Genomic DNA, 18,818 nt, shown 5'->3' on the forward strand with positions numbered 1-18,818 from the left:
GCGCGGTCGCCCAGGCCGAGGCGCAGCGTGCGAACGCCGCCGCGGCCAAGGCCCGGCGCCTCGCCGCCACGGCCAACAGCGCCGCCAACACCGCGAAGACGATGGCGGGCCGGGCGTTGACGGCGGCCCAGCAGGCGCGTGCCGCCGCCGTCGAGTCCGCCGGACATGCGAACGCCGCCGCGCAGGCCGCCGAGGACGCGGCGAACCACGCGGGCCAGGCCGCCGACTGGGCCAACCTCGCGACCCGGCACGCGGCCGCCGCCACCCAGGCGGCGGAGAAGGCCACCGCAGCCGCCAACCAGGCCGACCAGGTCGAGCAGACGGCCCGGCAGGCGGAGAAGGTGGCCCTGGAGACCAACCGCGACCTGGCCGTCGAGTCCGCGGAGGAGCTCAAGCAGCAGTACACCGAGCAGCAGTCCGCCCAGGCGACGGAGCGCGCCGAGTCGCTGCGCCAGGACGAGGAGACCAAGCAGCTGCTGGCCGAGGCCGCCGCTCCCGGCACCGCGTCCGAGACGGTGCTCGCCAAGAGCCGCAAGGCGGCCGTCCACCTGATGGCGACCGGTTCGCCGTGGACCGAGCGGGCCGCCGAGGCCGCGCTGTCCGGCACCGACTCCGACGTCCGGCAGTGGCTCGCCACCGGGCGGCGGACGGCCGCGACCCAGGACGACTACACCAAGATCGCCAACCTGGCCGTGACCGGCACCCCCGCGCTGAAGACGGCGGCCCTCGCCGCGCTGGACACCGGCGCGGATGAGCAGGCGGCCTTCCTGGAGACCGGCCAGCACGTCGTCCTCAAGGACGACTACCGGGTGCAGGTCCTCGCGCTGATGAACGAGGGCGGCAAGGCGGTCAAGGAGGCCGGCTCGGCCGCCCTCGACGCCAACACCACCGAGGCCCTGCGCGGCTTCGTCGCCACCGGCCAGTACAAGGCGCGCGAGGAGGACGACAAGGTCGAGGCGCTGCGGCTCTCGGCCGTCGGCGGACCGCGGGTCCAGGCGGCGGCCCAGGTCGCCCTGGCGGGGCCCGCCCCGTTGCTGCGGGAGTTCGTCGGCGTCACCCAGTACACGGCGGCCCAGCGGGACCAGACCGACGCCGTGCACATCGCGAGCGTGCGGCGCCTGGTCGCCGAGGGCAAGGCGATCGCCGCGTCCGCAACCCAGGACGCCGCACAGGCCGCCGCCGCCGCGGCGACCGCGCGCGGTGCCGCCGCCGAGGCCGCGGGCTACGCCAAGCAGGCGTCCGACTCCGCCGACGCCGCCAAGGTTGCGGCCGGACAGGCCTCGGACGCCGCGAAGGCCGCCGACACCTCGGCCCGCCAGGCGGCCCAGTCGGCCACCGCGGCGAAGAACGCGGCCGCCTCGGCGGACGGTTCGGCCGCGCAGGCGACCCAGTCTGCCCACCGTGCCGCCAACTCCGCCACCGCGGCGGCTGCTTCGGCCCGCTCCGCCTACGAGTCGGCCGACCAGGCGTACGCATCGGCGCTGGCGGCGGGCAAGAGCGCGGGTGAGGCGATGGCCTTCGCCGGCGAGGCGCTGTCGCACGCCATGGAGCTGGCTCGCAAGGAGGCCCAGGCCACCGCCACGGCGCCCACCGGCCCGGGCGACCCGGGCGGTTCGGAGGGCGGGTACGAGCCGGAGCACCAGGACGAGGACCTCGTTCTGGAGGGCGGGCTCTCCAGCGCGGACGCCGCCACCCTCGCGCTGGACATCGCCGGCATCTTCGACCCCACGCCGATCAGCGACGGCGCCTCGGGCGTCATCAGCCTGTTCCGCGGCGACTGGTCCGGCGCGGGCCTCTCCGCGCTCGGCATGATCCCCTACGCCGGCGACGCCCTCGGCAAACCGGCCAAGATCGCCAAGCTGCTGGCCAAGAACGCCAACATCGCCAAGAAGGTGGCCGACCCGAAGTGGGTGGAGTGGGCCGCAAAGAGTATGAAGTTCGTGTCGGCGGGCAAGATCGGCGAGGGCGTGGCCACGCTCAACTCGCTCGCCCGTGACGCCAAGAAGGGGTACAACGCGAAATCCCGGGCCGCGGCGATCAAGCACAACCTGCCGACCGACCTCGAAGGCCCCGTCCCGTTCGTCCCGCCGAAGGGCTGGATGGGCTTGCCGGAGAAGGGCGGAGGCTTCAAGGACGCCTACGGCAACCTCTGGAAGAAGGCGACGGACGGCAAGGACGAATGGGATGTCCAGGTGAAAAAGGACTCCAAGTTCTCCATCTTCTCCAGTGGCAAGAATCAGGGGAAGGCCCTCGAACACGCCAACATCGCCCCGGACGGCTATGTGACGCACTGACGACGAACCGATGAATCCCGGCCCGGCCCCGACGGAGACACCCGTATCCGTCGGGGCCGGGGCATTTCCGACCCCTTTCCGGGGATGTGCGAAACCGGACGGAGCGCGGGGATACGATCCGGGAAGCACCGGAATCCAGGCCCGCTCCCATGCCCCGAACCGATCCGCTCTGGAGGCGACTCCGTCATGACCCTGGCCCCCTACCGCTGTGTCTGGATGAACCTCTGGGTGAAGGGGCCCGAGGAGCGGGGCGCCGGGCTCACCCGTGAGGTCGCGGCCGCGCTGGCTCCGCTGGGCCGGGTGACGGTCGTCTCCCGGGGCCCGTACTGGCGGACCCCGGAGGTGCTCGAGTTCGACGTGGAGCTGGAGCCCGTCTCCTCCACCACGGACTGCCTCCTCGCCCTGGGGTTGCGCCCCGACGAGGACGGCGACTGGCCGGCCTGGGAGCGTCGCGGGGACGAGGTGTTCCTGCACCCTGCCGTCCTCGGCGCACAGGTCGGTGAGGAGGAGGCGGCCACACCGCCGCCGTTGGAGAACGGCGAGGTCGTGGTGATCCTCGACGGCCCGGCCGCCCGGGAGGAGGGCCTGGTGGGTGCGGAGGCCGTCGTCCACGGCTCCTTCTACCCCGACGAGCCCGACCCGCTGCTCCGCCGGTGGCACCACCAGGTCATGCCGGAGGGGCGGGAGACGCTGGAGCCCTTCGAGAGCGCCGGGTTGCGCCCCACGGGCCGCCGCAGCGTGATCGCGGAACGCCCCGAGGCGGTGGACGTCGCCCGCGCCGGCGGGGCCTGACGTCTGACGCCGGGCGAGGCCTGAGGTCCGGCGCCGGCGGGGCGGTCCCGGGCGTGGCGTCACCCGTCCGGGCGGCGGGCCCGGTGCCCGCCGAGCCCCGCAGCAGTCCGTGCGCCGGGCGGCGGAAAACCGTTGGCCAGGGCGGCCGGCAGTCGGGATGATGCCGGGTATGTCGCGTACGTTCGAAGACTTGATCGCCGAGGCCGAGGCGGTGTCCGTCGACGGCTGGGACTTCTCCTGGCTGGAGGGGCGGGCCACCGAGGAGCGGCCGTCCTGGGGGTACCAGCGGCTGCTGGGGGAGCGGCTGGCGTCGGCCTCGGCGGCGTTGGACATCCAGACCGGCGGCGGTGAGGTGCTGGCCGGGGCGGGTGGGTTCCCGCCGGCCATGGTCGCCACCGAGTCGTGGCCGCCGAACGTGGTCAAGGCGACGAGGCTGCTGCACCCGCTGGGCGCGATCGTGGTGGCGGACCCGGACGAGCCGCCGCTGCCGTTCGCCGACGAGGCGTTCGACCTGGTGACCAGCCGTCACCCGGCCACCGTGTGGTGGGCGGAGATCGCCCGCGTGCTGCGGCCCGGCGGGACGTACTTCGCGCAGCACGTCGGGCCGGCCTCGGTGTTCGAGCTGGTCGAGTACTTCCTCGGGCCGCAGCCCGAGGCGCGCGAGGGCCGGCGCCCCGACCGGGAGAGCGCCGACGCGAAGGCGGCCGGGCTGGAGATCGTGGACCTGCGGTCCGAGCGGCTGAAGGTGGAGTTCTTCGACATCGGCGCGGTGGTCTACTTCCTGCGGAAGGTGATCTGGATGGTCCCGGGCTTCACCGTCGACGCGTACCGTGACCGGCTGCGCGAACTGGACGCCCGGATCCGGGCCGAGGGGCCGTTCGTGGCCCACTCGGCGCGCTTCCTGATCGAGGCGCGCAAGTAGATCGACCGATCCGGTGCCCGCATTGTATCGATTTAGAAGAGTTGAGGGAAGTCTGGAGGGTCCGGCTGGTCGTCGCTGCCACTGCGAGCATCGATTCATCCGGGAGACGGCACGAAAAGCACTCTGAACTGGGAGGATATCCCGCGCAGTCGATCGTCGAGAGCTCCTCGACAGGCGCTGGGCGGCCGACTGCGGCTGGCGCGATGGGGCTCATGGGCCTCCGGCCGGGAGCCTGCCCGAGTGGGGGTGCCGAGAGTGATCGAGTCTCACGTCTGCGCTTGTTGGGCAGGGTTTGCTCGTGCCTATGCTGACCTTTTGCTGACCATGTCTGACGATCCGTCAGCTGCTTGGCATGGGCCACAATGGGGGTTTGAGGAAATCGGAGCGGAGAGCGGCGCCAAGCCCTCCGTACTCTCCGGCGCCCGTTGACCTGTGGTTCTGTACTGGTTGAGCCTCTGGCAGTCGTGTTGCTCAACTGTCTGGAGTCCAGGGCGCCGGTCGAATCGAAGCGGCGCTCGCACAACAGGCTCGGTTTCGCCCCCAAGCTGACGACGGTGCGCTTCGGCCGCTACTCCTTCCAGCTGTCGGAGATGCCCGGTGGGCTGCGGCCGGTACGCGACCCGGACCATGCCGAGCAGGCGTGAGGGCACCGACCCGCCTGCTCGGCGGTAACGGCCGGACCGTCAGCCCGTGACTGCCGAGAGCTCCGCCACGGCTGCCTTCAGCCTGGCGAGGTCTGGCCCATGCGCCTCAGCAATCTTCGCGCCGTTGGGGTCGGTGTTGAAGGTCGGCAGTGTCCTGACCCTTGCAGCTGCGGAAACCTCGCTCAGCTCGTCGGTGTCGGCCGTGACGAACTCGACATCGGGCGTGTCTGCCGCAAGCTGTTCGCATTTCGGTGCAACAACCTTGCTCGGCCCACTCCAGGAAGTGGTGAACATGACCACGACCTTCTTGCTGCTGCTCACCAGCTCGTCGAAACCGGCCGTACTTGTGACCGCTCTGACTGCCATGACCCGTTCCTGCCGTTTCCGGTGTGATCCACTGAAGTGGCTCTCAAGCTGCTAACGAGCTGCGACCAGCCGTGACATGCAATCAGCAAGTCCGGTCGAAGGTCGCGGTCGCACCTGCGTGGTGCGGACCGGCGCCCAGGACGTTAAGCGCCTGCCGTCGCCGGGCGCGAGGAGGCTGGTCACTGACGAACCCCGTCGTGCCGGGCTCAACCGCTCGCGTTCCGTACGCCTGGCCTGGTCGGCCTGCCCCGATCCCTGGCCCGCCGACCGGCCGTGGCCCCTTGGGGGCGTTGCACCTGGGAATCCCTGGGCGACCCTGATCTTCTAACGTCACCCAGGGCAGATCCGACCTGGCGCACCCGCCCACGCCCGGGTCGGCGAGGCCCTGGCCGGCTGACCGCCAGTCGCTCGGGCGTGGGCACGCGCCCACGCCCTTCTCCCTGGACTGGGCAGCTAGGCCCAATACCGGTGATTTAGGGTGCTTTGTGGCGTTTGGAGTGGGCCTTGGTCGGGGCGACCAGGTGCACGGTAGCCGAGTGTGGCCGGGGTGGGTTGTGGTGTTCGGTTCGTTTGAGTGCCCAGTTGGACATTTTGCGTTTGATCACGCGGGGGTTGGAGCGCAACCGCCTTGCGGGCAGGAGCCGTTCGGTGATCTCACGCATGCTCCGGGTGGTGGCCTTGGCGAGTCGGGAGGGGGGAAAGCGCCGCCTGTCCGGTGACGTGGCGGCGGACGATGCGGAGAGTGCGGGTGAAGGAGATCCGGTCCGGGTCGTGTCCGTCCCGCAGCGCGGCTTTGTGCATCAGGTCCCGCAGGGCGTGGTGGACCAGTAGGAACGCGAAGATCTCCTGCTCGACTCCGCGGGGGTGCTGCGAGCGAAGGACGAGATTGGGTCCGCCCTGGTGGGTCTTGATCTCGTCGAGGGTGCTCTCGATCTCCCACCGCTGGGCGTACAGGGCGGCGAGCTCCGCGGCCGGCGCCTCACGGGGGTCGAGGATGCTGGTGATCAGCCGGTAGACGGTGCCCTCGCCGCCGTCCTGGCCGAGTGTGTACTCGACGACCCGCACCCGTTCCGGGTCCGCCCGCCGGTGGTGGTCCCGCGCGGCGACGATCTCCGACGGGTAGGAGCCGTCCTTGAGTGGCTCGACGACCGGCAGCACGACCACGCTCCGCACCCGCCAGAGCAGCTCGGCGCCGCCCGCCTTCGCCGCCCGCCACAGATCCAGCCCGCAGAACCCGCGGTCGGCCAGCACGAGCATGCCCTCGGTCAGCGCCGGGAACAGGCCCTGGGCCAGGCCCGTTTCGTGGACGGACAGCGGCCCGACCTCGGCCGCAAACACCGCGTGCGTGCCGCATTCGACCAGCGCCGCCACCCGGGCCTGCGGGTATGCACTGCGGCCCTGACCACGACTTGTGCCCGGCCGGCCGAAGAACCCCGCGTTCCCTGCCGTGTCCGGCAGGTCGAAGACCGAACCGTCCACCGCGACCAGCCGCCACCGCCGGTAGCAGGCGCCCGGAGTCCGGGCGATCGCCACCGGCCGGCAGACCCGGGCGAACAGGGCCCGCAACGGCTCCGGGCCCAACCGCAGACGGGCCCGGCCGAACGCCGCCGTCGTCGGCACCCGCCACGCCTTCGCCCACCGGCCCTCCCGTTCCAGCCCCTGGACGAGAAGCCGGGCCACCTCCTCATAGCCCTGCCCGAAGAACAGGCACATCGCCAGGACGAAATAGACCACCACCCGCGCCGGAAGCAGCCGGTGCCGCTGCTCGACCCGACCGCACTCCGCGACCACCTCGTCGATCAACTCGGGCGGGAAAGCCCGAGTCAGAACCCCCAACGCAATCCGATCCGACAACCGGTCACCAACCGGCAACTTCACCTGTCCAGGACGTGGCACACCCCGTCCAACGACCCAGTCCCACCAAAGTCACCGGTATTGCAGCTAGTGCTCTGACCGCATAGGTCCGCCGGGTTGGCTGGCGGGCCCTTGGCCGGTTGGATGTCGCGAGACGTTCCGCTCGGAGGGGTGCGATGGCAGAGCCGGTCAGGGTCCGGAGGCTCACGGACCACGAAGGACAGCAGTTACAGAGGATCGTGCGGCGGGGCAGTACCAGCTCGGTGCGCTACCGGCGGGCGATGATGTTGCTGGCCTCGGCCGGCGGGAACCGGGTGCCGGTAATCGCCCGGCTGGTCCAGGCGGACGAGGACACGGTGCGGGATGTCATCCACCGGTTCAACGAGATCGGCCTGGCCTGCCTGGACCCTCGGTGGGCGGGAGGCCGTCCCCGCCTGCTCAGCCCTGACGACGAGGACTTCGTCGTCCAGACGGCCACCACCCGCCCGACCAAGCTCGGGCAGCCCTTCACCCGCTGGTCCATCCGCAAACTGCTCGCCTACCTGCGCCGCGTTCACGGTCGAGTGATCCGCATCGGCCGCGAGGCCCTGCGCTGCCTACTCGCCCGACGTGGCGTCACCTTCCAGCGCATTACTGACTTCGGCTCGTCAGGGTGAGGTTGGGGTGTCGAGGGGCAGGCCGGTGCCGGCTATGAAGCCGTCGAGGGTGTCGGGCCGGTACTGCAGGCGCTTGAGCCGGTTGCGCACAAGGGCCTCGAGCCGGTCCAGCGCGACCACGGCGAGATTGGCCAGGCTGCGCTTGACGTGTGCCCAGACCCACTCCACGGGGTTCAGGTCGGGCGAGTAGGCGGGAAGCAGGAACACCGTTAGCCAGGCGCGTTCGGCAATCAACCCGCGCATGGCGTGGGAGACATGGGTGTTCAGCCGGTCCCAGACCAGCACGATCGGCGCCTTGACGAGGTGGTGCACCCCGTCGATCAGAGCGATGAAGTCGCGCTCGCCCATGCTGCGGCGCTGGCCCTTGCCTGCGGGGTGGGTGCGCAGGCGGTGGCACAGCCGGGTGCGCGAGCCGGGCCGCATGGCGATCAACCCGGCCACGGACAGGCGCCCCGAGCGGCGGCCGCTGACGGTCACGACAGGGGTGCGGCCGCGTCGGCCCCAGGTGCGGCCTTTGGGCGGTCGGCGGGTGAAGCCTGCTTCGTCCTCGAAGCAGATGTAGCCCCCGCAGGCCGCCCGGGCTCTTTTACCTCCGCCCAGGTCGCCTCCTTCCACGTGGTGACGGCCTGGTCGTCGCGCTCGGCCACCCGCCGCGCGGGGACCTGCGGGCTGAAACCGAGCCGGTGCATCAGCCGCGTGGCGCCCGAGACGCTGTACGAGACGTGGAACTTCCGGCCGATCAACGTGGCCACCCGCCCGGCCGTCCACACCTGGTCCTCGACCCAGCCGTGCGCGGCCGGGCCCTGCTCCAGGTACGCGGCGAGCTTCTCCAGGCAGCGCGGCGACAGGCGGCACCGCGACCCACTCGGGCCGCGTGACACCAACGCCTCGACCCCGCCGTCGCGCCACAACTGGTGCCACTGGTACGCCGACTTCGGACTCACCCTCAGGCGCCGTGCCACCTCCGATGGCTTGACCTCCTGCCCGAACAGCTCGGCGGCCCGCATCCGCACCGTCTCCCGGCGCAGCCGTCCCACGGCGGTCAACCCGCCCCCATCCGCATATCTCACACACCACCGGATACAGCCACCACAACGAGCCCGTCAGGCAAATAGGGACAGTTCACCCTGACGAGCCGAAGTCAGTAAGACGTGGAAGGAGTCCACCGACCCCGACTACGACGCCAAGCTCGACCGGATCGAGCACGTCCTGGACCGGTTCCCCGACCGCACGTTCGCGTTCGACGAGTTCGGCCCGCTCGGCATCCGCCCCACCCCTGGCAGCTGCTGGGCCGAGCAGGGAAGGCCCGACCGGCTGCCGGCGACCTACAAGCGCACCCACGGCGTCACCTACTTCCACGGCTGCTACTCGATCGGTGACGACACTCTGTGGGGCGTCAACCGGCGCCGCAAGGGCACCACGAACACCCTCGCCGCGCTCAGGTCGATCCGGGCTGCCCGCCCGGACGGCGCCCCGGTCTACGTGATCCTCGACAATCTCTCCGCCCACAACGGCAAGAAGATCCTGCGCTGGGCGAAGAACAACAACGTCCACCTGTGCTTCACGCCCACCAACGCGTCCTGGGCGAATCCGATCGAGGCGCACTTCGGGCCGCTGCGGCAGTTCACGCTCGCCAACTCGAACCACCCGAACCACCCGGTCCAGACCCGCGCGCTGCACTCCTACCTGCGCTGGCGGAACACCAACGCCCGCCACCCCGACGTCCTGGCCGCCCAGCGCCGCGAGCGCGCCCGCATCCGCAGCGAGAAGGGCATCCGCTGGGGCGGCCGAAAGCTCCAGATCTCGGCCTGATCTGGCAATCCGTGTGGTCAGAGCGTCAAGGATGCATGCAACGCATCGAACATGTCGCGGAGTTCGGTCGCCTCGATGGGATTGATCTCCATCTGCAGGTGACACACGTCGTCGTCACCGTTGGGAGTCAGTCGCACGAAGAAGGCAAACCCGGCCCCGACGGGTACGGCGCTCAGCACCAGCGGGTTGTTGCGACCCGGGGTGACTGCCGTTGAGAATCGAGAGCCCGAGGGAGAACGCAGGTGGGAGAGCATCTGCGCGGCGAAGTCCGCGACCTCGCCCCTGGTGAGATAGGCGGTGAAGTCGGCTGACAGCGATGAGCACCAGTCCGCGGTGACCTGCCAGCTGTCCTCGCCGGCCTGCACCAGCTCCAGCCACGCTCCACCGCTGCCGAGGCGTATCTGCGGCGTTTCCATCGTCATGCCCTCCGACCCCTCACACCCTGGGCCCGCGATCTTACAGAGGAGGCTCCCCTGCAGGCCGCCATCCCTCAACCCGGCGAACGTATGCGGTCAGAGCACTAGTCACCAAGCGAGCCAGGTTCGCGCCGACTGGGAAGGGAGCGAGCCGGCTCGCCGACCAGAGGTCGTCGATGACGAGCAGGGTGGGCTCACGCTCGCACAGCAGCTCTCCGAGCGCAAAGCCAGCCGCTTCTGGGTCGGTCAGGGTCGGCCGCTGACCGCCCACCAACTCACTGAGGTCGTTGATCTTGTCGGCAAGCACCGGGTCGGGGACGCTCTCGCCCAGCGTCACCCACAGGACACCGCCGGGGAAAACCGCCCGTACGCGGGAGCAGGCCTGCACGGCGAGCGTCGTCTTACCGAAGCCGCCAGAGCCAATCACGCCGACATCCGCTCCGCCCGGCAGAAGCAGGCTGGCCAGCCGGTCGGAGAGCTCCGCCCGTTCGACGAGTCTGCGGGTCGGCGCCGGTGCCATCCAAACGCTACGACGCACGTCACGTCCGGCGCCGAGGTAGATGGTGCCGGCCTGGATGACGGGCCCGTGGACGGTGGTCCCGCTCATGTCGTTGCGGGTCGAAGTCCCGTCGCTCATAGGATCAGTATCGCGGAGCAGCCGGAACACGTTCGCCAGTGGTCGGAGCCGTCGTTGATGGAGTGGCAGTGTGCGCTGACGTCTGACCAGGACGAAGTCTGCATGCATCCCGCAATACCTCAGGTCAGCGGGATCCCCAGGGTAGCCTTGCGGCGCTGTGGGTGGGTCGGCTCCGCCGAGCTTTCAGCGATGTGTCCAGATGATCCATGTTGTCGGCGCGTGCTGTCGACGATGTGCCTGTCCCTACCTCAAGGCGAGTGTGTTGCGCTGCACGATCTCCGATGACAACCCGAACGCCCCGCGACGACCCCCATCCAGGAGGCGCGGTTCAACTACCGGGATACTGATCTGGTGTCGATGGCTGGATGCCAAGCGGGAACCGTATGAGGTGAGGAATCCCTCGGCCATCGACGGGCTGGCGAAGGCCTCGTGATCAACGCATCCATCAGGCCCTGGGAGAACCCGGAGGCCACCCAGCCCCGGAACCGGGAGTGCACCGTCGCCCAGGCCCCGTAGCGTTCACGGACGGCCCGCCATCCTCTGTCGGTTTGGGACTCCCGCAACGCCCCTGTTGAACTGGTCCCGCACCCGCCTCGGCAAGGGCCCGGTGGCAGCCACCGGTACATGTGGTTCGATCAACAAAGGCTTCCGATCCCCGCCCTCGACCGCTCGGGCCAGTGATCTGCGAGGTGCTCCCGGCTGCCCCATCAGCCGGGGTGGGGAACAGATCCAAATCAAGAAATCCGACAATAATCCGCAGGCGCGAACCCTCGAGAAGGGCCAGGTCTACCATCTGCCTCGGATGCCAGAGTGTTCCGCCCAACCCAGACCGGCAGAACACTCTGGCACACTACCTGACCTGCGGCGAAGCATCCCAGACTCACGAAAATGGTGTTGCCCGTGGATGACGCGTGGTTCTGTCGCTGTGCTGGACCGGTTGGCTTCCGTAAGTTGGGGGCGGAATTCTTGAGATGCTACAAGCCCAGTTCCTCACAGCTGAAGCAGAGCGACGGTCTCGGGTTGAGACGAGCAGGAGGATCCGGTCAGTGTTATCGCACTTGCGGACGGTCGAGCGGTCTAGATTCAGGTGTCGGGCGATCGCGCTGATCGTCCAGTGATGCTCCAGCCGCCGGTGTACCTCGGCATACCAGTTGCAGCGACGATCGACCGTCCCGGTCTGCGCGGCGATCTGGAGGCGAACCCCGATGATCACTGCCGGGCTGGGGCGGCCAGCACGCGGGCGGTGCCGTCGTCGCAGCCGGTGGCGATCCACTTCTCATCGGAGCTGAACGTCACGGCGCCCACAGCACCATCGTGCGCCACACGCAGAACCTCGGCGCCCGTGGCCGTGGCGAACACCCGGGCCGTACCGTCGGCGCCGCCGGTCGCCAGCCACCTCCCGTGCGAGCTGAACGCGACCGCCCGTACCACCCCGTCGTGCGCCAGCCGAAACAGCTCAGCACCCGTCCGCGTGTCGAACACCCGGGCCGTCTCATCAGCACTGGCGGTCGCGAGCAACGCCCCGTCGAAGCTGAACACGACCGCCCGCACCGCGCCCTCGTGCGCCAGCCGAAACAGCTCAGCACCCGTCCGCGCGTCGAACACCCGCGCCGTCTCATCAGCACTGGCGGTCGCGAGCAACGCCCCGTCGAAGCTGAACACCACTGCCCGCACCGCGCCCTCGTGCACCAGCTCCGCGTTCCTCGCCCCTGTCCGGGCGTTGAAGATTCCCGCGGTGCCGTCCGCGGAGCCGGTCGCCAGCCGCTTGCCATCCCTGCTGTACGCGACCGTCTCGACCTCGCCGTTGTGCACCAGCTTGAAGCGCTGCGAGCCGGTCGTGGCATCGAACAGGCGGGCCGTGCCGTCGGCGCTGCCCGTCGCGAGGGACAGTCCGTCCTCGCTGAAGGCCAGCGTTCCGACCGCCCCGTCGTGCTGAAGTTGCCGTGCGTCGGCGCCGGTCTCGGCGTCGCAGAGCCGGACAACGCCGTCACGGCCGCCGCCGGCGATCCGGCGCAGCGGCGTGTCGTACGCCACCGTGAGCACGGGGCCGTTATGCGCCTGGCGGACGAGTTCGCCACCGGTGTCGGCGTCGAAGACCCGGGCCGTATCGTCGTCGCTGGCGGTCGCCACCCGACGTCCGTCCTCACTGAAGGAGACCGCGTTCACCGGACCGCCGTGGGTCAACCGGCTGCGCTCCTGCACGACGTCGGGGTCGAAGATGCGAACCGTTCCTTGGACCGCGCTGGCAACCAGCCTGCCGTTCGGGCTGAATTTCGCATCTGCGCAGTCACCCAACAGGCAGAGCTTGGTACCGCTGCCTGCGTCGAAGACGACCCCGCCGCTCTCCTGTTCCGGCTCGGCCCCGAGGACCCACCTGTCCGAGGCCGTGGCAACCCACCGGCCGTCCCGACTGAAGGCCACGCTGTAGATGTCGCGGCCTGCGTGCTTGACCCGGCAGTGCTCCACGCCGCTCGCCGCATCGAAGACCCGGGCCAAGGAGTCCGCACCACCCGTCACCACCCGTTCGCTGTCGGGGCTGAAGGCAACCGCGGCCGTCCGAAAGACGATGACGGTGGCCGAGGGCGGGATCAACCGCGTCCGGAGGGCACCGGTGTCCGCGTCGAGGACCGCCGCGCTCCCGTCCTCGCACTCGGTGGCGATCCATCTCTTGTCGGGGCTCCATGCCAGGGAGGTGACGGAACCGCTCTGAGGGGCGGAGCGGCTCAGCTCGGCGCCGCTCTGGGCGTCGAACACCCTTACCCCGCCCAGATCTGGCGGCGGGGGGAAGAAGCCGCTGCCGCTGCCAACGGCCAGCCGCCGCGAGTCGGGGCTCCAGGCCAGAGTCTTGACCACCTCCTGGGGAGAGCTGGGAGCGGGAAGTCCCAACCGAAGGCCACCGGTGGCCGCGTCGAACACCAGGACCACCTCGCTTGACCCCGTTGCCAGCCAGCTGCTGTCCCAGCTCCAGCTGACCGATGCACCACTCGCGACCAAGCGGTAACGCAGTACCCCCGTGGCCGCATCGAAGACCATCGACATCCCTGAGCCGAAGCCGGCCGCCACCCATTTCCCGTCGGGGCTGTAGGCGAGCGAGCGTGGGACTTCATCGACGGTGATCCGACAGCGCTCGATGCCCGTGCGCGCTTCGGAGACCCGGATGTGCTCTCCGAGGTACGTCGCAACCCACCGGCTGTCGGGGCTCCACGACACCTTGGGCATGACGGTCGCACCCTTCGCTTGCAGGGAACTGACCAACCGGGCCATCCGTGTCATGACTCGCTCCTGACCTCGCGGTCGCCGCCGATGACCACCGGCGCAAGTCCGACCCCCTTGACCATGATGGCGACGGTGCTCTCGACGCCCTTCTCGCACATGAGCACCCGGCTGTACCCCCCGTCGTAGCGGCTGAGGACCGTGCCACCGTCCCGGCAGGGGTAGCGGACCCCGTCCGGGGAGGTCTGCTGCTTCTCCTCCCGGCCCGGACGGAACGGACAGCCGCTGGACTTGAAGAGCACGTCGTCCGGGCGGAACGGTCCGAGGAACTCCCCGTTGCGGTCCAGGGGGTAGACCGTGATCTCGGTGAGCAGCCGTCCGCGCGAGGAGGTCGTCGAGCCGACGATCACCTGGGACTTGTCGGGGTCGGGGGTGATGCCCACCCACTTGGAGACGGTGAGGACCCGTGAGAAGCGGCTGCCGTCCTGAAGCCGTCCCTCGACGTTGACCCGCCAGGTGTACGTGCCCTCCTTGTCCAGCTCGACATACCGGTTGGCGAAGTCGCCGTTGCCGGCCGGGCCGTCGTGGTGTTCGCCGTCGTCGAACAGCCGGTCGGAGCCGTCCTCGAAGATCGCGGACGGCTCGACGACGGGCAGCCCGCCCGGCAGTTCGTGGCGGCGCAGCAGCTCCGTCAGCATCGCCGCCTTGGGTGCGTGCGGGTCTGGCGGCCGTGGCGGGGAGACCTTGAACGTGGTGCCGTTCCTGGCCAGGAAGGTGCCCAGTGACTCCTTCGGTCGGGTGAGCTCCACGGTCACGGAAGCGTTCGTGACCGGGTCGTCGCCCGCACGCAGACGGGCGGTGATCACCATCGGATCGCCGGTACCGTACGTGTCGCGGTCGAACACGACGTCCACCCGAACGAAGAGGTCCACGAAAACCAACAGGTCGGTGTCCGGGAGAGGCAGGTCCGCTCCGGCACTGTCCACATGGACGATCCGCCATTCGGTGCCCGGGACGGAGTCCTCATCGGTGCCGAAGAGCATGGTGAGGTCGACCGAGGCGAGGCCGTGCGTGGGGCACCGCTGGACGGCGGCGGCAACCGGGGTGAAGGAGGCGCCGGAGCCCTGGGTCCGCCAGGCCAGTTCGACGGTGTCGGCCGGGTCGTTCCACAGGACGGCGACCGCCAGCCGGCTCACCCGGGGGTCGAGGCTGACCACGCGCTCCGTCAGCCCGGTGCCCGGATCCGGCGCGACCCGTTGGGTGGACTGGGAGAAGCTGACCATCTGCGCCATCGCGTCCGCGACCTCGGACACCTTGACGACGTGCCGGTACACACCCTGGGACTGGGTGGCGAGGGTGTCGAGGACGTCCTCCTGCACGGTGGGCCCGAGACCGATGGTGTAGAGGGAGAGGTCCTGGTTCACCCGTTGCCGGGCCGCCCCCGTCTGGCGGGCCACGCCGAACTGCTGGATCCCCGAGACGCCGGGCGGGATCGGGGTGGAAGCGGCCACCCGCACCGAGCCGCTGTTCTCGTAGCCGTCGGTCAGCAGGACCACGGTGTACTTCGGATTGCCCCCGGCGGGCAGTACGGCCAGGTCGTCGATGGCCCGGATCAGGCCGTCACCGATCGGCGTGCAGGAGCCGGGCGGCCCGAAGTCGACCTGGCAGACCATGCCGGCTACAGAACCGGGGTCGGACGGCGCGAGTACGGGCTGGATGATCGGATCGGCGACCGGGTGCCAGGTACAGGACGGGTCCTCGAACACCAGCTGTTCGATCCGGTCGGCCGGGTTCACCCCCGCCCGCATGACCGCGAACAGGTCGCCGAGGATCCGGGCGGCGGTTTTCGCGTTCTCCCAGCGGTCGCCTTGCATGCTCCCCGAGCGATCCAGGACGAGCGCCAAGTGCTGCGGCCTGGCCTTGATCGTCAGCGGCTGCGGCGGCGCGGTGTTGTTGAGCGTCCCGACCGGTCCCGCGCAGCCGGTCTCGAACCAGACCTCCTGGGACACCGCGATGCCCTTCTCCACGTAGACCCCGGGCGTGGTGAACACACCTTGCGGTCCGGCCGAACAGGTCGTGGGGAAGGACGGGATCGCCAGACCCCCGGTCTTGCTCCACGTGCGCGCGACGGCGGGGACCGGGCTGCCGACCACGGTCGGTGCGGCCGCCGTGCCCACCGCCGCCGCGGCCGTGAGGGTGACCTGTGTCCCTTCGGATACCGCTCCGACCGTCAGGCCGGGTGCGGTGATGGTGAAGTCCGCCACCGGGTCGCACATGATCCGGGTGACAGTCGGGTCGGCCGGCGTGTTGTCGCCCTGGGTGAACTGCCACACCGGCTGCGGAGCCGTGGCCTCGCCGCGTACCGACCAGGTCTCGCCCGACACCGCTCCGGCGGTGGCCCGGATCTCGATCCCCAGCACGAGATCGGTTCCGTCGGTGGTGGTGTCGGCCACGATCCGGCGCTGGGCGAACGTCGTACTGTCGTTGACCGGGCCGGGCAGCAACGGAAGCGACACGTTGCCGCGGACCAGGTTGACCTGGGCGTCCGCGGCGGCCGGCAGACGCACCTCGACGACCGGGAAGGGTGTGGTGATGCCGACGTCGAGCGTGAGGTCGGCGACCAGCGCCTTGGCGTCGTGGACGGTGTAGACCGGTGATCCGGTGGAAACGGGACTGATTCTCGGCGCTGCCATCGTTGCTCTCTCCTGTGGGCGTGGACGGCTGGTCAGACTGCCGTGACCAGTCGCTTGTAGTACACGTTCGTGACCCCGGCTCGGTCACTGGCCCAGAAGATCCAGAGCGCGTTGTCCGGTGCGACCAGTGCGAACGGTGCACTGTCGTCTCCCGGCGAGGTGACCAGCTGCCGTAGCGGTCCCCAGACCTCGCTGACTGGATCACGGCGCATCACCACCAGGTCGGCGCTGCCGACGTTCCCCCGGCCACAGAAGAGCCAAGTCGCTCCGTCGGCGTCCTCCACGGCGCACGGACCGAACGCGCCGCCGGCCGGCATCGGAATCGTCTCGTCCTGCTCCCAGGCACCGTTTCGGAACCGACGGGCGTGCAGCTGGGTGGCCGATGACCAGGAGACCCACACATCGCCGCTACGGTTGCACAGCACGAACGGCGCCTGGGCGGCCATGACGCTGCCACTGCCAAAGGTCTCCTCGTGATCCACGACGCCCGTGGCCGGGTCGAGCCGTAGGGCCCGGATCCCGGGTCCGGTGAGGAAAGCCACCCAGAGCCGGCCCGTGGGATCGACCGCAGCGTGGAGGTCGGGAGTGGAGGCGGGGGCCACCGACAGCTCGATCGGTCCCGCGGTGTCGACCCAGGTGCTGCTGGTGTGCTGCCAACGGCGGTACTGCCAGCGCTTGGTCGTCGACTGGTGGAGGAGGACGGTCACCAGGGCGCCGGTCAGTGCCAGGAACGGCGCGCCCTCACCGACCCCGGCGGTCGCCGCCACGGAAATCTCGTGGACGTCTTCGCCCGCGAGTGCGCCGAACGGCGCGCGTTTCATGTAGACGTCGGCGCTGCCGACGAGTCCCGACTGGTAGGCGACCAGGAGGTCGCCGCCGGGCAGCAGCACTGCGTGCGGCTTCGTCCGGGAGCCGCCGGTGGTGATCGGCCGTGGGGCGGCGAAACCGCCGCGGACATCGGCCAGGTCCATCCGGGTGGCGAAGATCTGGTCCTGCCCGCCCGTCTGCTGGCCGGACCAGAAGGCCAGCAGGCCGTTGCTCCCGTCGTTCAGAAAGGCTCGGGTGGGTACCTGCGGCGTCACGGACGCGGCGACCGGGGCGTCGGGTGTTGCGGGCAGCTCTCCCCGCAACAGGGCGTTGACCGCGTCCCGCAGGCTGATCGGAGGCCGCCCTCGTCCCCGCCGGTACTCCGCCGGGTCCGTACCCAGCACGTCCTCGACCAGGGTGGCGGGTGGCACCAGCAGACGTCGCTCCCGGCCGTCGGTCACATCACTCGGCTGCACCAGCGGGTCGCCCTCGCGGCGCTTGATCGTGGCCAAGGGCGTGTACGCGTGCGCCGGGTCGAAGTCGTCCTCGTCGGCCTTGGGCACCCGGGTGCCGGCCCGTGCCCGGACCACCCACTCGCGCTTGTACCGGGCGCAGCTCTCGGTGCCCAGCCCGACCGAGACCAGCCTGGGGTCCTCGGCCGGGGTCACCAGGCGTTCCCACACGTCGAGGTAGACGAGGATCACCGGGTCGGTGATCGATTCGAGTCTCCCGATCATCGGAACGCGCAGGTGCGCGGCCAGTTGGACGGCGGACTCCCCTTGACTCTCGTGCAGGGGCTGCGCGGCGAAGTGCACGTCCTGCTCGATCATCACGTCCATGCCCTGGACCAGGCACCGTCCGATCCGATGGAGTGCGTCCGGGGCTCCGTCGAACCCGGCCCGGATCTCGAAGTCGTTCGGCGACCCGGTACCGACGATCCGGAAGCCGCCGTTGCCCTCCGGCACGCCGTCTCCCACGAACCACTTGAGGAACGCCCGCAGTTCGAACTTCTGGATGTCCTCCCGCTCGTTGACGTCGGCGTCCACGATCGGGACGCCCTGCTGCAGCCGGACTCTGACGTACCGGCGCAACGGGTCGAAGGTGTCGTCCGAGATCACTGCCATGGTGTTCCACCTGCTGTTCAGAGGACGAGATCGTTCAGAGGACGAGCCGGATGGTGCGTTTGAGCGTGCTGAGGGGATCTCTGGGAATGGCTGGATGGATCACGTAGTCGATCAGGACGGTCTTTCCGTCGAGGTTGCCGACGAGGCCGAACTCGCGCAGTGTGCCGTCCGTGTGGTGCGTGTCCGGCCAGGGCGGCTGGCCGGGACCGAGCGTGGCCACGATCTGCAGTTGGTTGGTGGGTTCGGGACTGATCTCGGTCCCGGCGAGATAGTCGATCTGCAAGCCGTCGGCCGCGACGGTGAAGGGGTTCGGGTCCGCGAGCTCGATCTGGCCGGGCAGGGCGGGCGGTGCTCCTGGCGACCGGTCCCAGGAGTCCTGGCCCTTGCCCACCTGTAGTCCGGTGATGCCCTGCGTCGTGGTGGAGCCGCTGTGCAGAAATCCGCACAACAGGCGCCGGCAGTCCGTGACGATCGTGTTGCTGCGCACGCCGCTGTCCCACACGACCTGTCCGAACCGGTCGAGCAGGACGTCCCGGTACTCACCGATGAGTGGTGCGGCGGGCGATTGCCCGGTCGTCGTCATATCCG

Annotated in this window: 13 protein-coding genes and 3 pseudogenes; 6 read left to right on the plus strand and 10 right to left on the minus strand. The window is 69.9% G+C overall.

What is annotated here, in order from left to right; genetic code table 11:
* From ABZ885_RS07730 to ABZ885_RS07745, 4 genes and pseudogenes are all read left to right on the plus strand, one after another.
* Positions 1-2,294, plus strand: a pseudogene (locus ABZ885_RS07730) (hypothetical protein); the annotation flags it as partial.
* A gap of 186 nt (positions 2,295-2,480) precedes the next feature.
* Complete coding sequence (locus ABZ885_RS07735) at positions 2,481-3,086, plus strand: hypothetical protein (protein WP_360184614.1); 606 nt, start codon at positions 2,481-2,483, stop codon at positions 3,084-3,086.
* Positions 3,087-3,255: 169 nt separating this feature from the next.
* Positions 3,256-4,008: a class I SAM-dependent methyltransferase gene (locus tag ABZ885_RS07740; RefSeq protein ID WP_360184616.1), complete on the plus strand. Its 753-nt coding sequence runs from the start codon at positions 3,256-3,258 to the stop codon at positions 4,006-4,008.
* A 464-nt stretch (positions 4,009-4,472) separates the two neighbouring features.
* A complete protein-coding gene (locus ABZ885_RS07745) occupies positions 4,473-4,652 on the plus strand; it encodes a hypothetical protein (RefSeq protein ID WP_360184619.1) in 180 nt (59 codons plus the stop codon).
* A 39-nt stretch (positions 4,653-4,691) separates the two neighbouring features.
* Here ABZ885_RS07745 and ABZ885_RS07750 read toward each other — a convergent pair whose 3' ends face one another.
* Together ABZ885_RS07750 and ABZ885_RS07755 are read right to left on the minus strand one after the other, a co-directional pair.
* The gene (locus ABZ885_RS07750) at positions 4,692-5,018 is read right to left on the minus strand and encodes a thioredoxin family protein (RefSeq protein WP_360184622.1); all 327 of its coding nucleotides are present in this window, start codon (positions 5,016-5,018) and stop codon (positions 4,692-4,694) included.
* A 654-nt stretch (positions 5,019-5,672) separates the two neighbouring features.
* Positions 5,673-6,914, minus strand: coding sequence for an IS4 family transposase (locus ABZ885_RS07755; protein ID WP_360184625.1), 1,242 nt, complete (start codon positions 6,912-6,914; stop codon positions 5,673-5,675).
* A gap of 134 nt (positions 6,915-7,048) precedes the next feature.
* Here ABZ885_RS07755 and ABZ885_RS07760 point away from each other — a divergent pair.
* A pseudogene (locus ABZ885_RS07760) lies at positions 7,049-7,501 on the plus strand (helix-turn-helix domain-containing protein); the annotation flags it as partial.
* An 18-nt stretch (positions 7,502-7,519) separates the two neighbouring features.
* Here the strand turns inward: ABZ885_RS07760 and ABZ885_RS07765 are convergent.
* Positions 7,520-8,086 (minus strand): transposase, encoded by a 567-nt coding sequence (locus tag ABZ885_RS07765; RefSeq protein WP_360184691.1) that lies wholly within the window; start codon positions 8,084-8,086, stop codon positions 7,520-7,522.
* The gene (locus ABZ885_RS07770; RefSeq protein ID WP_360184627.1) at positions 8,002-8,574 is read right to left on the minus strand and encodes a winged helix-turn-helix domain-containing protein; all 573 of its coding nucleotides are present in this window, start codon (positions 8,572-8,574) and stop codon (positions 8,002-8,004) included. Before ABZ885_RS07770 ends, ABZ885_RS07765 begins: the two co-directional genes overlap by 85 nt.
* 91 nt (positions 8,575-8,665) lie before the next feature.
* Here ABZ885_RS07770 and ABZ885_RS07775 point away from each other — a divergent pair.
* Positions 8,666-9,340: pseudogene (locus ABZ885_RS07775) on the plus strand (transposase); the annotation flags it as partial.
* Positions 9,341-9,357: 17 nt separating this feature from the next.
* Here ABZ885_RS07775 and ABZ885_RS07780 read toward each other — a convergent pair.
* The 6 genes from ABZ885_RS07780 to ABZ885_RS07805 form a co-directional block, all read right to left on the minus strand.
* Complete coding sequence (locus ABZ885_RS07780) at positions 9,358-9,762, minus strand: hypothetical protein (protein ID WP_360184630.1); 405 nt, start codon at positions 9,760-9,762, stop codon at positions 9,358-9,360.
* Between the two features lie 34 nt (positions 9,763-9,796).
* Entirely contained in the window at positions 9,797-10,393 is a 597-nt protein-coding gene (locus ABZ885_RS07785; protein WP_360184632.1) for an NB-ARC domain-containing protein, read from the minus strand.
* A gap of 1,209 nt (positions 10,394-11,602) precedes the next feature.
* Positions 11,603-13,666, minus strand: a complete 2,064-nt coding sequence (locus ABZ885_RS07790) for a PQQ-binding-like beta-propeller repeat protein (protein ID WP_360184635.1) — start codon at positions 13,664-13,666, stop codon at positions 11,603-11,605.
* Positions 13,663-16,299 (minus strand): vWA domain-containing protein, encoded by a 2,637-nt coding sequence (locus ABZ885_RS07795; RefSeq protein ID WP_360184638.1) that lies wholly within the window; start codon positions 16,297-16,299, stop codon positions 13,663-13,665. Before ABZ885_RS07795 ends, ABZ885_RS07790 begins: the two co-directional genes overlap by 4 nt.
* Positions 16,300-16,331: 32 nt before the next feature.
* A complete protein-coding gene (locus tag ABZ885_RS07800; protein ID WP_360184641.1) occupies positions 16,332-18,230 on the minus strand; it encodes a DUF6519 domain-containing protein in 1,899 nt (632 codons plus the stop codon).
* Positions 18,231-18,264: 34 nt separating this feature from the next.
* Positions 18,265-18,813 carry a hypothetical protein gene (locus tag ABZ885_RS07805; protein ID WP_360184644.1) on the minus strand — a complete coding sequence of 183 codons (549 nt, stop codon included), beginning with the start codon at positions 18,811-18,813 and terminating at the stop codon, positions 18,265-18,267.
* Between the last annotated feature and the right edge of the window lie 5 nt (positions 18,814-18,818).

The sequence above is a fragment of the Kitasatospora sp. NPDC047058 genome (assembly GCF_040643935.1).
Classification (GTDB): Bacteria; Actinomycetota; Actinomycetes; order Streptomycetales; family Streptomycetaceae; genus Kitasatospora.

Excerpts from the sequence above, each read along its gene's own strand:
- ABZ885_RS07735 (WP_360184614.1), top strand. The coding sequence starts at position 2,481 with ATGACCCTGGCCCCCTACCGCTGTGTCTGGATGAACCTCTGGGTGAAG.
- ABZ885_RS07740 (WP_360184616.1), top strand. The coding sequence starts at position 3,256 with ATGTCGCGTACGTTCGAAGACTTGATCGCCGAGGCCGAGGCGGTGTCC.
- ABZ885_RS07750 (WP_360184622.1), bottom strand. The coding sequence starts at position 5,018 with ATGGCAGTCAGAGCGGTCACAAGTACGGCCGGTTTCGACGAGCTGGTG.
- ABZ885_RS07780 (WP_360184630.1), bottom strand. The coding sequence starts at position 9,762 with ATGACGATGGAAACGCCGCAGATACGCCTCGGCAGCGGTGGAGCGTGG.
- ABZ885_RS07785 (WP_360184632.1), bottom strand. The coding sequence starts at position 10,393 with ATGAGCGACGGGACTTCGACCCGCAACGACATGAGCGGGACCACCGTC.
- ABZ885_RS07790 (WP_360184635.1), bottom strand. The coding sequence starts at position 13,666 with ATGACACGGATGGCCCGGTTGGTCAGTTCCCTGCAAGCGAAGGGTGCG.
- ABZ885_RS07795 (WP_360184638.1), bottom strand. The coding sequence starts at position 16,299 with ATGGCAGCGCCGAGAATCAGTCCCGTTTCCACCGGATCACCGGTCTAC.
- ABZ885_RS07800 (WP_360184641.1), bottom strand. The coding sequence starts at position 18,230 with ATGGCAGTGATCTCGGACGACACCTTCGACCCGTTGCGCCGGTACGTC.
- ABZ885_RS07805 (WP_360184644.1), bottom strand. The coding sequence starts at position 18,813 with ATGACGACGACCGGGCAATCGCCCGCCGCACCACTCATCGGTGAGTAC.